The organism is Dialister sp. (assembly GCF_047832375.1).
Taxonomy (GTDB): Bacteria; Bacillota; Negativicutes; order Veillonellales; family Dialisteraceae; genus Dialister.
Genome location: NZ_CP181256.1, coordinates 257,814 through 272,351 on the forward strand (window position 1 = coordinate 257,814; position 14,538 = coordinate 272,351).

General features: G+C 50.4%; 11 protein-coding genes. 7 read left to right on the forward strand and 4 right to left on the reverse strand.

Annotated features, from left to right (window positions below; all coding sequences use genetic code 11):
- Positions 1–111: 111 nt before the first annotated feature.
- From ACFWUL_RS01050 to ACFWUL_RS01065, 4 genes are all read right to left on the reverse strand, one after another.
- Positions 112–765: a TetR/AcrR family transcriptional regulator gene (locus tag ACFWUL_RS01050; RefSeq protein ID WP_416177547.1), complete on the reverse strand. Its 654-nt coding sequence runs from the start codon at positions 763–765 to the stop codon at positions 112–114.
- Positions 762–5,051 carry an acyl-CoA dehydratase activase-related protein gene (locus tag ACFWUL_RS01055; protein WP_416177548.1) on the reverse strand — a complete coding sequence of 1,430 codons (4,290 nt, stop codon included), beginning with the start codon at positions 5,049–5,051 and terminating at the stop codon, positions 762–764. The genes ACFWUL_RS01050 and ACFWUL_RS01055 overlap by 4 nt, the downstream gene beginning before the upstream one ends.
- A 211-nt stretch (positions 5,052–5,262) precedes the next feature.
- Positions 5,263–6,756: an ISLre2 family transposase gene (locus ACFWUL_RS01060; RefSeq protein ID WP_416176748.1), complete on the reverse strand. Its 1,494-nt coding sequence runs from the start codon at positions 6,754–6,756 to the stop codon at positions 5,263–5,265.
- Between the two features lie 553 nt (positions 6,757–7,309).
- The gene (locus ACFWUL_RS01065; RefSeq protein ID WP_297020164.1) at positions 7,310–7,870 is read right to left on the reverse strand and encodes a TIGR00730 family Rossman fold protein; all 561 of its coding nucleotides are present in this window, start codon (positions 7,868–7,870) and stop codon (positions 7,310–7,312) included.
- Between the two features lie 341 nt (positions 7,871–8,211).
- On the opposite strand from ACFWUL_RS01065, the gene ACFWUL_RS01070 reads away from it, so the two are divergent.
- The 7 genes from ACFWUL_RS01070 (at position 8,212) to ACFWUL_RS01100 (ending at position 14,454) form a co-directional block, all read left to right on the forward strand.
- Positions 8,212–8,463: a L7Ae/L30e/S12e/Gadd45 family ribosomal protein gene (locus tag ACFWUL_RS01070; RefSeq protein ID WP_297020167.1), complete on the forward strand. Its 252-nt coding sequence runs from the start codon at positions 8,212–8,214 to the stop codon at positions 8,461–8,463.
- 67 nt (positions 8,464–8,530) lie between these two features.
- On the forward strand, positions 8,531–8,905 hold the full coding sequence (rpsL, locus tag ACFWUL_RS01075) for a 30S ribosomal protein S12 (protein ID WP_008860286.1): 375 nt from the start codon (positions 8,531–8,533) through the stop codon (positions 8,903–8,905).
- Between the two features lie 58 nt (positions 8,906–8,963).
- Positions 8,964–9,434 (forward strand): 30S ribosomal protein S7, encoded by a 471-nt coding sequence (gene rpsG / locus ACFWUL_RS01080; RefSeq protein ID WP_296096373.1) that lies wholly within the window; start codon positions 8,964–8,966, stop codon positions 9,432–9,434.
- Between the two features lie 21 nt (positions 9,435–9,455).
- The gene (gene fusA, locus ACFWUL_RS01085) at positions 9,456–11,534 is read left to right on the forward strand and encodes an elongation factor G (protein WP_297020172.1); all 2,079 of its coding nucleotides are present in this window, start codon (positions 9,456–9,458) and stop codon (positions 11,532–11,534) included.
- 18 nt (positions 11,535–11,552) lie between these two features.
- Positions 11,553–12,740, forward strand: a complete 1,188-nt coding sequence (gene tuf / locus ACFWUL_RS01090) for an elongation factor Tu (RefSeq protein ID WP_297025270.1) — start codon at positions 11,553–11,555, stop codon at positions 12,738–12,740.
- Positions 12,741–12,859: 119 nt separating this feature from the next.
- The gene (locus ACFWUL_RS01095; RefSeq protein ID WP_297019318.1) at positions 12,860–13,600 is read left to right on the forward strand and encodes a hypothetical protein; all 741 of its coding nucleotides are present in this window, start codon (positions 12,860–12,862) and stop codon (positions 13,598–13,600) included.
- Entirely contained in the window at positions 13,597–14,454 is an 858-nt protein-coding gene (locus ACFWUL_RS01100) for a hypothetical protein (RefSeq protein ID WP_416177549.1), read from the forward strand. The genes ACFWUL_RS01095 and ACFWUL_RS01100 overlap by 4 nt, the downstream gene beginning before the upstream one ends.
- Positions 14,455–14,538: the final 84 nt, after the last annotated feature.

Genomic DNA, 14,538 nt, shown 5'->3' on the forward strand with positions numbered 1-14,538 from the left:
ACTGGCGTCTCTATGCCGGTGACTCTGACCACAAGCATGCTGACTGCCAAGCCCTGACAGCTCGCAATACTGAAATTGGCGGTGCTCTTTAACTGGAGTACCGCCAATTCTTTATTTTGCTCCCTGCAGGATTTCCTTCAGGTACTGGTTTGTTTCTTTTTTCTCATCCAGGTTATCCAAAAGGATGTCTACGTACCGTTCTATGGTTTCCTCATCGGTGTAGCCGGAAATGAAAGAATTGCTCCGATTGTTTTCCAAAATAATTGGAAATTCAACGGCAGAAAATATCTGCATAGCCTTGAGCTCCAGATCCTTTTCATCAGTGTAGCCGGTGATTTCTGCAATATTTCGAATGACCTTTTCCCAACACTGGCTGTGGAGGAGAGAAAGGTAAATAAAATAGGTATCTTTAGCTTCTTCACTGGAAGGATTGGAAATGGAACGGAACAGGGCCGGGTACTGGCGGGACAGGTGAAAATAGGAAAGAATGTACTTTTTCATCCGTTCCCTGGCGTTGTAACGGGGATCATCGAGATAAGCCACTATATTCTCCAGATTTCCCATCATATACTCCAATGCACAGCCAATCAGTTCTTCCTTGGAACCGAAATAGTAGCGCACGGAGGCAATATTTACGCCCGCCTCTTTGGCAATGGTACGGACCGTTGCTTTTTTGAAGCCCTGCTGCTGGAGAATACGGACCGTGGTGGCGATCATTTTCTCCCGAACCTTTTCCCCTTTTCCCGTCAATTTTTTCGTACTCATAATGTGGTGCCCTTTCTAATGTTCATGGTTTTTCTGATAAACGACATATCTTCCGGTGCTTCCGTTTTTTCTGTGAGTGCATTCATCATCAGCTTCAGCCGGTTGGCCTGGTTTACTTCGCTGGCGCTGGCGTCACAGTCCAATGCCAGGAAGACCGCCTCCGGGTAAGCAGAATGGAGTTTATGAATCATTCCTTCGCCGGTAATATGGTTTGGCAGGCAGGCAAAGGGCTGCAGGCATACCACACCACGGCATTCATGGTAGAGGAGGTCAATCATATCGGCGGTGAGGAACCAGCCCTCGCCAGCCCGGTTGCCCAGGGACAGGTATTGGGATGCCCGTTTTGCCAGCTTTCCAATCGGCGTGATTTCATGGAACCGTTTGGAGTTTTTCAGCGCTTTTTCCAGAGGTTTCCGGTACCATTCGATGATATAGCGGGTAAAGGTGCCTTTCAGGTCATCTTTGAAGCTGCCGTCCATTTCCTTGTGCTGGAAATGGCTGTCCAGGGATCCGTAGAGGAAGAAATCCAACATGCCGCTTGTTTCTGCTTCCCCGCCGTTTGCTTCAATGGCGTGAACGATGTCGTTGCTGGCAATAGGACTGAACTTGACGTAAATCTCTCCTACAATGCCGATCCGCGGACGGCGTGGTGTATCTGTAAGGGGGAGACGGTCGAAATCTTTGATGATGCCGGAAACATTCTTCTTGTATTCATGGTAAGACTCACCTTTCAGGATTGCCTGCGCCGCTTTCTTCTGCCACTGGCGATAGAGAGTTTCAGCGCTGCCCGGCTCTTTTTCATAGGGACGGGTGCGGTAGAGGCACTGCTGCAGGGCATCACCGTAAACTACAGCCTGGATGAGCTTGATGGCAAGTCCTGGTGTCAGTTTGAATCCCGGCTGTGGTTCGAAACCGTGGGTATTCAGGGAGATGACAGGGATCTGGGAGAGCCCTTCTGCATCCAGGGCCTTATGGATAAAGCCGATGTAGTTCGATGCCCGGCACATGCCGCCGGTCTGGGACATCATGAGGGCCGTCTTGTTCAGATCATATTCCCCGGATTTCAGGGCCCGCATAAGGGAACCGATGGTAATAATGGCCGGATAGCAGGCATCATTATTGACACAGGACAGGCCTTCATCGATATCGGCCCGGATCGGTGGGAGAACCTTTACGTTGTATCCGCCGCTTTTGGCTGCTGCTTCAATCAGGGGGAAGTGAATGGGGGACATTTCCGGTACCAGGATGGTGAAGTCTTTCTTCATGTCTTCCGTGAATACGGACTTCGGGTAGAGGATAGGAGCGGCCTTCGTATTTTCTTCCACCCGTTCCTGGATGGCTGATTTCAGGGAACGCAGACGGATGCGGACCGCACCGAGGTTCAAGCTCTGGTCAATTTTCAGGCAGGTGTAGAGGCGGCCTCTCTTGTTCATGATTTCCTGGACCTGGTCGGTGACTACGGCATCGAGACCGCAGCCGAAGGAATTGAGCTCTACCAGTTCCAGGTTATCATGGCGGGTAACATAGTCCGCTGCTTTATAGAGGCGGCTGTGCCAGGTCCACTGGTTCATGACTCGGAGATTCGGGAATTCTCCGCCCACCATGGACACACCGTCTTCGGAAAGAACGGCCATACCCAGCTGGTTGATAAGATCCGGAATGGAATGGTTTACTGTGGGATCTACATGGTAGGGGCGGCCGGCGAGGACGATGCCGATGAGATGTTTATCATTGATTTCTTTCAGAACCCGCTTTGTTTCCTGCTTCAGCTCGTCCATGTACTGCTTCTCTGCGGCCCTTCCGGCGAGGATGGCAGATTCGATTTCACTGCCGGAAATCTTGAAGGGCTTGAAGAATTTCTTCAATCTTCCCACTACGGCATCGGAATGGAGGGGCAGGAAGGGATGGTAGAACTTTGCATGGTACTTCGACAGTACTTCGTCCATATTGGCCTGGATGTTTTCCGGGTAAGAGGCCACCATGGGACAGTTGTAGCTGTTCGTGCTGCCTTCATCGGGACCCTTATCAATGCAGGGATACCAGATGAAGTCAGGGTGGTGTTTCGCCAGGTCATAGACATGGGCATGGGCCAGTTTGGCCGGGAAGCATTCGGAGTAAGAGGGGATAGTTTCCATGGCTTCCGTCGGAATGTCCCGAACCTGTTCCGAGGAAAGAAGGACCCGGTAGCCCAGCTTGGAGAAGAAGGCATGCCAGAATGGATAGTCTTCATACATATTCAGGGTACGGGGAATGCCTACGGTACCACGGTATGCCTGCTTCGGCGAAAGGGGTCTTCTGTGCCAGATCTTGTCATATTTCCAGCGGTAAATATTCGGGAGCAGGGAATGGGGAGCACTCTTACCGGTGAGCATGATAGCAGCACCCCGTTCGCAGCGGTTGCCGGATACAAAGGCCCGGCCGTCATTGAATCGGGTAATGGTAATCATGCAGTGGTTGCCGCAGCCAGGGCACCGTTTCATTTCATTGGTATAGGACAGGGATTTCAGCTCTTCCGGAGTGACCAGGGATGATACATGGCCTTCGGGGCAGGAATCCTTTGTGATGAGCGCAATGCCGTAAGCTCCCATGAGTCCTGCTACATCAGGACGGATGACGTGGCAGCCCAGCAGTTTTTCCAAAGCCCGGAGAACGGCGTCATTGTAAAATGTACCGCCCTGGACCACCACTTTATTCCCCAGGTCTTCTGCCCGGCGGAGGCGGATGACTTTGTACAGGGCATTCTTGATGACAGAATAAGAAAGGCCTGCGGAAATATCTGCCACCGAGACTCCATTTTTCTGGGCTTCCCGGACCCGGGAGTTCATGAAGACCGTACACCGGGACCCCAGGTCTACCGGATGGGGAGCTTTCAGGGCAGTCTGGGAGAATGTTTCGATGTCCATGCCCAGGGACTGGGCGAAGGTGTCCAGGAAAGAACCGCAGCCGGAAGAGCAGGCTTCGTTCAGGAGGATATCATCCACTGCACCGTCCTTGATGCGGCAGCATTTCATGTCCTGGCCGCCGATATCCAGAATGGTGGTGACATCGGGAAGGAAATGTTTGGCACCCCGGTAGTGGGCCATAGTTTCCACTTCTCCCACATCGGTCTGCAGGGCCCGTTTAATCAATTCTTCTCCGTAGCCCGTGACGCCGGCGCCGGCAATGGTAACGCCTTTGGGAAGCTTTTCATAAAGGTCAGTGAGGATTTTACGGGCTCCAGCAAGCGGCGTACCTTTATTACTGCCGTAGTAGTCGTAAAGGATACGGCCTTCTTTATCCAGCAGTACTGCCTTGATGGTCGTAGAACCGGCATCGATACCGAGCCATACGGAACCGGTGGCCTTGGAAATATCGCCCCGGGGCGCATGGAAACGGCTGTGCCGTTCTTTGAACTCTTTATATTCCTCTTCATTTGCGAAGAGGGGAGGCAGGGTCTTGGAGGTTCCAAGGCTTACGTCCTTTTCCTGTTCCACTTTGGCCAGCCAGCTGTCCAGGTCCATTGGACGGTCATGGCGGGCGGAAACGGCAGCGCCGATGGCTACGTACAGTTCCCCATGTTCCGGAACAATGGTGTCTTCATCGGAGAGATCCAGGGTCTTTTGGAACCGTTCCCGAAGGATTGGCTGGAATGTGAGGGGGCCGCCGAGAAAGGCTACCTTGCCATGGACCGGACGTCCACAGGTGAGACCGGAAATGGTCTGGTTTACGACTGCCTGGAAAACGGAAAGGGCCACGTCTTCGTGGGATACCCCTTCATTCAGGAGCGCCTGAATATCGGTTTTGGCAAAGACGCCGCACCGGGAAGCAATGGGATAAATCTGTTTCGCCTTCTCTGCCAGCTTTCCAAGGCCGGCGGCATCCACGGAAAGAAGGGAAGCCATGCGGTCGATGAAGGCACCGGTGCCGCCGGCGCAGGCCCCATTCATCCGCTGGTCCACGCCATTCCGGAGGTAAGTGATCTTTTCATCTTCTCCGCCCAGCTCGATAATTACATCGGTGTCAGGATGGAATGTACGGATGGCCTTTGTCTCAGCCAGAATTTCCTGGCAGAACGGGAGACCCATCATTTTGGCAAGTCCCATGCCGCCGCTTCCGGATATGGATGCGGTAATGCGGTATCCGGAGAATTTTTCCTGCAGTTCCTTCAGCAGGTTCAGCGTGGCCGTGCGGATATCGGACATGTGCCGCTGGTAACGGCCGAAAAGAAGCTTCAGGTAAGGTGACAGGGCGGCCACTTTGACAGTGGTAGACCCTACATCAATTCCTACATGAATAACCGGTTTCATAAAAACCCTCCCATCCCATGGACCATCCATGGGGTTTGATATATACAAAGATAAACTGATTGTTTATAATCATATGATTGATTTGTTTGATTATATTTTAACACTCTTCGATGCATCCTACAATGCCGATACATTAAAACGGTATGTGTCAAGGTTTTCTCGGTACTTTATTTGACAGTCGATGTTATCAGGTTTCCCAGCCTCTGCTTTCTCAATAAATCTGTATCGCTTTAGCAAGCTGGCCCATCGGAGTTGAAGTCGCTCCGTATACGCCTATACGGCCTTCCAGGCACCCGGGACGGTAATTCCGTGCGTTCCTGTGCCATTTAGCGTCCCTGGCGGCTTTGCGGTTCGTTTTTACGGCTGCTACGACCGCCTTATGCATCTGCCGGTCCATCTTCTTGTAGGCTTTGCCTGCAGCACAGTAAATCAGGGCTTTTTCCAAAGTGTCATTCTGGGTAGCAGTAATCAGCGTGCCTATTGAATCCATACCTATCCTGCACCAGCTGCGCCCCTGCTTTTTCAGACGGTAGCTATAGCGTCGGTGGTCGCTTTCAGCTGCCCCCAGGTGGATATCGGTTCGGATTCCGCGCTCCCGGATGCCCGGGATATAGTCGGCGTTGCGGCTCAGATAGTCTGCCAGTCTCCGTACCTGCTCGGCCTGTTCTTCTGTTTCTGCGTAGCTGGCAGCCGTATCCAGATATGGCTTCATATCTGTGATGACATTTCTGCTCTTATTCAGTTCAAGCACGAATTTATCGATGAATCCACGTGGGCAGAAGCTGAGGCGGGTCCGCACTTTCTCATTCACATGGTATCTGTCCCGGAAATGGTAATGTGTCTTGCATCCCTCGACAATATTGTCGAAGTCATCGAAATTATATCCTGCTCCGCCATCCCCGTTGGAAAGTACTGTAATCTCGCTCAGATTGTACCGGCCATGCACCCACACCTTGACGAGTTCAAACAGCCTTTTCCTATCCGTTCCAGAGAAGCAGTGGTACCCTGTCAGTCTCGAACGTTTTCCATTCTTCTCGACGCCCTCATAGACCTGGATTCGGTGAAGTTCTATGTTCTGGCCGCCTTTGGTATCGGTGACGGGGTCCGCCTGCTGCTTCATTACAATCCCATCGCCCTCAATAGCCAGCAGCCCGTCCTCCGGTACTCTCTTCTCGGCCTGCTCCATGGCTGCATCTGCTGCTTCGTATTTTCTAACCATTTGGGCGGCAGTGCGGCTGAGATTTGAAACTGTCTGATGTGAAATATCCGTCTGGGTCAGAGTTTTCACGATATGGCTCACATTACGGAACTGGGTAACCTGGGCAGCCTGGGCAATGCGCAGAATCACTCCCATGCTATAGTGACGGGAAGGCAGAAATCCAAATTTCTTATCTAATGGGTAAAATCCCTGCTTTCCGGCCATCTCCAGCCGCCTCCGCTTGTAGGTGACAGGACCAAACAGGCAGTATATGGTTCTGGAATCCCGCCGGGAAATCCGCCACCCCTGAGGCTTGTAGACCCTCTCATACAGCTCCCCATCGATCATTTCGAAGGCCGTCGCCACAAGAAGGCCAAAGAGTTCCGTGAAGAGGTGCCAGAGAACCTGCTCCATGGCCAGTGAATCCTTGGAGTCCTTGATACTCTTGAGAATTTCCTCCTGAATAAAAGGTTTGAAAAGTTCGATATTCTCTGATAAAATGCTCATTGGGAAGAGTCCTTTCTTTTGATTTGTTGCAAGGAAATTATAACATTTCCATCAAAGGGGACTCTTCCCTTTTCTATCCAGCAGGGGAGAAATCCTCTACCGAGAAACATTTTACACTAAGCATTAAAACGTTCGTTTAAAATCATGCTTTTTTATGCATGGTTTGAAAGAATCCGATAGAGAAAAACATAGTATACGATATTTCACTGGGCGATTATAACTTTTTCTGCATACTATGAAAAATCACGGTTTCCTCAATAAAAAAAGTCGAAAATCAACGGATTCTTTGATTTTCGACTTCTTTTATCAGGGAGGCGATGATCCGTTTGCGGAATCAGATTTTGTAAGTTTTTATGCCCTGCTTCGCTCTCCGGACCTGCCAGGAGTTGAAACGAAGCTGCCTTAATGTATGAGTGTTCCAGCCTGCCTCTGGATCAGCAGTCTCTGCAGGGGGATGCATAATCCTCCTTTGAACGACTTGCTGTTCGTGTTGGATTGTTTTTTCATTACATCATCACGAATGACATCCGACGATGGCTTAATCGGCGTCTTCTTACAGTCTGCCGGAGTCAAGGATAGCTATGGCTTCTTCAGGAGTCTTGCAGAATCGGATGGAAGAAAGGTCTTCTTTATCAGCAAATCCCCGTTCCTCCCAATTATCAAATAATTCCTCCAGGGGATTATAAATTCCATCGGGGTTCATGACCAGTATAGGGGGACGATTCGCGGGAACACGGTAAATTCGATAGTGGCTCAGGGTATCCGCCAGCTCTTCCAGCGTACCTGGGCCACCGGGAAGAACAATAAAGGCATCACCAGACTCCATCAGTTTCTTTTTCCTTGTCATCATATCAGGTACTTCTATGAGCTCTGTCAGTCCCCGGTGGGCCTGCTCTTTTTCTATAAATACTTCAGGAATGATTCCGGTAACGCGCCCGCCCGCAGCCATGGCAGCATCGGCTGTAATACCCATAAGGCCCACGGTGCCTCCTCCATAGATCAGATGAAAACCGTTTTTCCCAAGTGCTTCACCAAGACGTCCGGCCAGAGCGGCATAGGATGGGTTATTTCCTGCATGGGAACCACAATACACAACAATATTCTTATAGACCATTTCCTATCTCCTTTTAGATACGTAAAGAACACACATATGAAATATTTTACCATGAATCCTGTCGGATCGGAGAGTGACAGACCCTGTTCATGTCGTGTGGTTTGGGATGAAGGAACCTGCCTGCGGCCCTATCTCTGCCCTGGCGAGTTGGGTAAAAAGTAACGCTTTTTTAATAGGGGAGAAAATCATAATCAGCAGTAATGGTACGCCAGGATACGTGGTAAAAAAGTTGCGCATAAATACGGAGAAAAAAGAGTGTAAAAATGTTTGACATCCTTCCCGGGTGATGGTATAATTCCAATGTTGCGTGGATTTAGTGTGCTGCAAAGCAGGTGAGAAGAATGACGCTGGAAGATTTGAAATCCGGTACTTATGTGGTAGGTATGAAAGAGACCGAGCGGGCTATTGAAAAGCAGGAAGCAGCCTGTGTATTTATTGCTTCTGACTGCGATGAGAGAATTTCCCGCCCCCTGATGGAAGCCTGCCAGACGTCAGGAATTCCTGTGGAACAGGGATTCACGAAAAAAGAAATCGGCCGTGCCTGCGGCATCAAAGTAAAAGCTGCATCCGCTGCCATTCTTAAATCCCGGTAATATCTTCCGGAGCTCTGCTTCGGGAGATCAATTATAAATTTACCATTGAAGAAAGGAGGTGCCCATTTTGCCGACAATCAATCAGCTGGTTCGTAAAGGACGCCAGACTCTGGCTACCAAAGCGAAGACCCCGGCTCTGAAACAGTCTCCACAGAAACGTGGTGTCTGCACAAGAGTTTACACAGCTACCCCGAAGAAGCCGAACTCTGCTCTTCGTAAAGTAGCCCGTGTACGCCTGACCAACGGAATCGAAGTTTCTGCTTACATTCCTGGTGAAGGCCACAACCTGCAGGAACACTCCGTCGTCCTCATCAGAGGCGGCCGTGTTAAGGATCTTCCAGGTGTTCGTTACCACATTATCCGCGGCGCTCTCGATACCGTAGGCGTATCCGGACGTCAGCAGGGCCGTTCCAAATACGGCGCTAAGCGCGAAAAGAAATAATTCGAGACTTTACCAATTAATGTGACTAACAAACAACGTTTTAAGGAGGAAATTAACAATGCCGAGAAAAGGTGCTGTTCCGAGACGTGACGTGCTGCCGGATCCCGTGTATGGAAATAAGACAGTAACCCGTTTCATCAATAAGGTTATGCTGGACGGCAAGAAGGGTGTCGCAGAATCTATCGTCTATGGCGCATTCGATATCTGCCACAGCAAGCTGAACAAAGAACCGATCGAAATTTTCGAACAGGCTCTCAATAATGTTATGCCGGTTGTTGAAGTTCGTGCTCGCCGTGTTGGCGGCGCCAACTATCAGGTGCCGGTAGAAGTCAGGGCAGACCGCCGTCTGACTCTGGGTATCCGCTGGATGGTCAACTATGCCCGCCAGCGCAGCGAACGTACTATGGAAGAACGTCTTGCAGGAGAACTCATGGACGCTTACAACAATACGGGCGCAGCAGTAAAGAAGAAAGAAGATACTCATAAAATGGCTGAAGCCAACAAGGCTTTTGCTCATTACCGCTGGTAATTTTAATAAGGAGAAAAAATCGTGGGCAGAGAATTTCCGCTTGAAAAAACAAGAAACATCGGCATCATGGCACACATTGATGCAGGTAAGACAACAACCACGGAACGTATCCTGTATTATACCGGTGTAAACCACAAGATCGGTGAAGTTCATGATGGCGCAGCTACCATGGACTGGATGGCTCAGGAACAGGAACGCGGTATTACCATTACGTCTGCTGCTACCACCTGCCACTGGAAAGGCTATCGTGTCAACATCATCGATACCCCAGGGCACGTAGACTTCACTGTAGAAGTTGAACGTTCCCTGCGCGTATTGGATGGCTCCGTTGCCGTATTCAGTGCAAAAGATGGCGTTCAGACCCAGTCTGAAACCGTTTGGAGACAGGCAGACCACTACCATGTTCCCCGTATTGCATTCATCAACAAGATGGATACAGTAGGCGCAGACTTCCTGCATGCCGTAAAAACCATCGACACCCGTCTTCATGCCAAAGCCATTCCTATGCAGCTCCCAATCGGCAAGCAGGATACCTTCAAAGGCATCATCGACCTGCTCGAAAGAGAAGCTGAAATTTACGACAGTGACGATGGCAAACAGTATCATAAGGAACCTGTTTCCGATGATATGAAAGACATGGTCGAAGAATATCGTGAAAAGATCATCGAAGCTGCTTGCGACGGTGATGATGAACTGGCTGAAAAATACCTGGAGGGGGAAGAACTCACAATTCCTGAAATCAAGGCTTCCATCCGTAAGCAGGTACTGGCATGCCAGCTGTTCCCCGTATTCTGCGGCTCCGCATACAAGAACAAAGGTATCCAGATGCTTCTGGATGCTGTTATTGACTATCTGCCATCTCCTCTGGACATTCCTCCTGTCAAGGGCACATCCCTGGACGGCGAAGAAGAAGAACGCCCGGTATCCGACAGCGCACCGCTGGCAGCCCTGGCATTCAAGATCATGGCAGATCCCTTCGTAGGTAAACTGGCATATTTCCGCGTTTATTCCGGTGAAATGCACCAGGGCACCTATGTTCTGAACTCCACAAAGGACAAGAAAGAACGTGTTGGCCGTATCCTCCTGATGCATGCCAACCACAGAAAGGAAATCGATGTGGCTTACACCGGCGATATCGCTGCAGCTGTAGGCTTCAAGGATGTTACCACCGGTGATACACTCTGCGATCCGGACCATCCGATTGTCCTTGAAAAAATGGAATTCCCGGATCCCGTTATCTCTGTTGCTGTTGAACCGAAGACCAAAGCTGACCAGGAAAAGATGGGTAATGCCCTCCAGAGACTGGCAGAAGAAGATCCGACATTCAAAGTACACACCGATCCGGAAACCAACCAGACCATTATTTCCGGTATGGGCGAACTCCACCTGGATATCATCGTCGATCGTATGAGACGTGAATTCAACGTGGACTGCACCGTAGGCAAACCTCAGGTTGCTTACCGTGAAACCATCCGCAAGTCTGTTGAATCTGAAGGTAAATTCATTCGTCAGACCGGCGGTCATGGTCAGTACGGCCACTGCTGGCTCCGTCTTGAACCGATGGAAGCAGGCAAGGGCTTTGAATTCGATAACGAAGTCGTGGGCGGCGTAATTCCGAAGGAATTCATCAACCCGATCCAGGCCGGTGTCGAAGCTGCCATGCAGGATGGTGTTGTTGCCGGATATCCGATGGTTGATATCAAAGTTACCGTATATGATGGGTCTTACCATGATGTCGACTCCTCTGAAATGGCCTTCAAAGTTGCAGGTTCCATGGCATTCAAAGATGGTGCCAAGAAAGCTGATCCTGTCCTCCTCGAACCATACATGAGCGTAGAAGTCGATGTTCCGGAAGACTACATGGGCGACGTAATCGGCGGCCTGAACTCCCGCCGTGGCCGTATCGAAGGTATGGAAACAGAAAACGGCGAATCCAGAATCAAAGGTTTCGTTCCGCTGTCTGAAATGTTCGGCTATGCGACTGCTCTCCGCAGCTCCACACAGGGCCGTGGTACCTTCACCATGACATTCGATCATTACGAAGAAGTTCCGAAAGCAATCTCTCAGAAGATTACTGAAGAAAGACTTGGAAACAAATAATTTTTAAGGAGAAACAAAATGGCAAAAGCTCATTACGAAAGAACAAAGCCCCATGTTAACATCGGCACCATTGGCCATGTCGACCACGGCAAAACCACTCTGACCGCTGCTATCACCAAAGTACTGGCTGAAGAAGGCAAAGCAAACTTCCTCGACTATGCTTCCATTGATAAAGCTCCGGAAGAAAGAGCCCGCGGTATCACAATCAACACCTCCACTGTTGAATATGAAACCGAAACCCGCCACTATGCACACGTTGACTGCCCAGGGCATGCCGACTATGTAAAGAACATGATCACCGGTGCAGCTCAGATGGATGGCGCTATCCTCGTAGTATCTGCAGCTGATGGCCCGATGCCCCAGACCCGTGAACACATCCTCCTGGCTAAACAGGTAGGCGTTCCGGCAATCGTAGTATTCCTGAACAAAGCTGACCAGGTCGATGATCCTGAACTGATTGACCTCGTAGAAATGGAAATCAGAGATCTTCTCTCTTCCTATGACTACCCGGGCGATGAAGTGCCGATTATCGTTGGCTCTGCTCTTGGTGCACTGAATGGCAACAAAGAAGACGAACAGAAGATCCGCGACCTCATGAAGGCTGTTGACGAATACATCCCGACTCCTCAGCGTGATACGGATAAACCGTTCCTGATGCCTGTCGAAGACGTATTCACCATCACCGGCCGTGGCACTGTTGCTACAGGCAGAGTTGAACGTGGTACCGTCAAAGTAGGCGATCCGGCTGAAATCGTCGGCCTCCAGGATAAACCGACTGAAACTGTCGTTACCGGCGTTGAAATGTTCAGAAAGACACTGGACCAGGCACTGGCTGGTGATAACATCGGCACACTGCTCCGCGGCATTGATCGTAAAGACATCGTTCGCGGCCAGGTTCTTGCTAAACCGGGCACCGTACATCCGCACACTGAATTCACCGCCCAGGTTTACGTACTGACCAAAGATGAAGGCGGCCGTCATACCCCGTTCTTCAACGGCTATCGTCCGCAGTTCTTCTTCAGAACCACCGACGTAACCGGCGACATCACCCTGCCGGAAGGCACTGAAATGTGCATGCCTGGCGATAACGTAGAAATGGGCGTTAAGCTCATTACCCCGATCGCTATGGAAGAAGGCCAGCGTTTCGCTATCCGTGAAGGCGGCCGTACCGTAGGCGCAGGCGTTGTAGCTAAGATTGTAAAATAATCTGCTTTTGCTGGTTGAAAAGGAGCTCCCTTGTGGAGCTTCTTTTTTTCACCTTTTTAATTTGAAAATGATATAATATTTTTAATGACCCTGATTTCAATGAAGAAAGGTGAATATATATGAAAATAAAAAAATGGCTGGCTGTTTCTACCATGGCACTGGTACTGGCAGCGGGTGGAATGTCTGTTCATGCGGATTCCCTGACTCTGTCCGGAGGTGAAATACTGGATATGGGTTCCTCCGTGTCTGTATACCCTGGAGAACGATCCTTCTTCGGCAGCCAGTTCCATGACTGGCTCATGAAACCCGATGCCGCTTCCACATTGGAACAGGCCATGGTAGGAGCAAATCTTTTCCCAAAGGACAAGGGCTATGAAAAAGAAATGGCTGAAATGGCGGTAGGGATTCTTCGGACCGGAAAAGTGTACCAGGTCCGGGCAGCAGCGAACGATACTTTTTATCAGGGAATGGTACTCTCCCTTTCCGTATCTGACAGCGATATGCTGAAGATGGCCATGGCCGGCAGTGCTGCCCTGGACAAGGAGGGAAAGACAGAGAATCTTACGGGAACTGAGAAAAAAGAGGCCCTGGATCTGGCACTGGCTGCCCTCCGGGGTACGGTGAATGTAGAAGATCACTCGTCCTGGGAAAACAGAGTTTCCGGGAAAGGTCTTGCTTACCGTACCGCAGACGCTAAAGTAGCCCTTACAAGAGATGGGTTCCTCCTGCCACTCTATGTAAAGGGAATCATCACCAAGGGGGAAGGGAAGACCGTGTATACCGCTTTTGTATCAGACCAGGCTTCCGGAAATTATTTCAAACCCTTCTTTGATAAAGCATTGAAAGAAGCAAAGAAATGAGTATAAAAAAGACAGCCACACTGATGGCCTTGTCCCTTATACTGCTGTCCGGCTCTACAGGCGCTGCAGCATCTGCTCCGTCAGCCGGCACGGGGATAGGTATGGGGAGTGAGGACGTTTCCGCATCAGGAATTGTCGGCACTGCACTTCCTTCTGGCCTTCTGCCCGGTGTATTTCCCGGCGTAGGGCCGGTAATTGGTGGACAGGCGGGGGAAAGTCCTGCCATATCCGGAAGCGGGACTTCGGTACCTGTGGATGAGATTCCCTCCGATGAAATGACGGAATCCTTCCTGAATGGGAAGGTATTGCCAAAAACCATGAAGTACCAGCCCCTATCGAAGGACAGGCCGTCCCTTGGAACTTACGGGGGCGTCCTTACGGTAAAAGGTACATCATACACCGCTGGTGCGCTGGCGGTGAGTGCTGTTTTCAAAGGACCGAAATCGGATGCTTATTTTGGCGGTATGTTCCTGCCCGGCGGTTATTCCCGGCAGGCAGGTGAGAAAATGCTTGCTTTTAATATGACTCTGCTCAAACTGGAAAGCATTACGAATGATGTATTTCTGAAAACAGTGGGGGAAGCAAGGAAAGATACAGGAACCCAGGTCCCCTATGATTTCCTGGCGGTAGATATGCTCCATGTGGAGCAGCTCCATAAGGTCAATGATCATCCTAAGGTATACAGCTTCTCCCTGCGCCCCGCGTTTTCTGTGGATGGATGGGTTATTCCCCTGTTTTTCCGTGGCTATGCAGCGAAAGTGGATAATTCCTACCGATTTTTACTGTTGGCATCTCCAGACAGTGAAAAGGATCTGGTCAGCCAGGCCGGACTTCGTCTTGTCGGCATCCATTAAAAAAAGGCTCTCCTGAAACGGAGAGCTTTTTTATGCATGTGCGCCCATGCTGGGCGCACCACAAAAAGATGGTCCAATGGAAAA

Bases quoted from the DNA above. Each gene is read 5' to 3' on its own strand.
- ACFWUL_RS01050 (WP_416177547.1), bottom strand. From the start codon at position 765: ATGAGTACGAAAAAATTGACGGGAAAAGGGGAAAAGGTTCGGGAGAAA.
- ACFWUL_RS01055 (WP_416177548.1), bottom strand. From the start codon at position 5,051: ATGAAACCGGTTATTCATGTAGGAATTGATGTAGGGTCTACCACTGTC.
- ACFWUL_RS01060 (WP_416176748.1), bottom strand. From the start codon at position 6,756: ATGAGCATTTTATCAGAGAATATCGAACTTTTCAAACCTTTTATTCAG.
- ACFWUL_RS01065 (WP_297020164.1), bottom strand. From the start codon at position 7,870: ATGGTCTATAAGAATATTGTTGTGTATTGTGGTTCCCATGCAGGAAAT.
- ACFWUL_RS01070 (WP_297020167.1), top strand. From the start codon at position 8,212: ATGACGCTGGAAGATTTGAAATCCGGTACTTATGTGGTAGGTATGAAA.
- rpsG (WP_296096373.1), top strand. From the start codon at position 8,964: ATGCCGAGAAAAGGTGCTGTTCCGAGACGTGACGTGCTGCCGGATCCC.
- tuf (WP_297025270.1), top strand. From the start codon at position 11,553: ATGGCAAAAGCTCATTACGAAAGAACAAAGCCCCATGTTAACATCGGC.
- ACFWUL_RS01095 (WP_297019318.1), top strand. From the start codon at position 12,860: ATGAAAATAAAAAAATGGCTGGCTGTTTCTACCATGGCACTGGTACTG.
- ACFWUL_RS01100 (WP_416177549.1), top strand. From the start codon at position 13,597: ATGAGTATAAAAAAGACAGCCACACTGATGGCCTTGTCCCTTATACTG.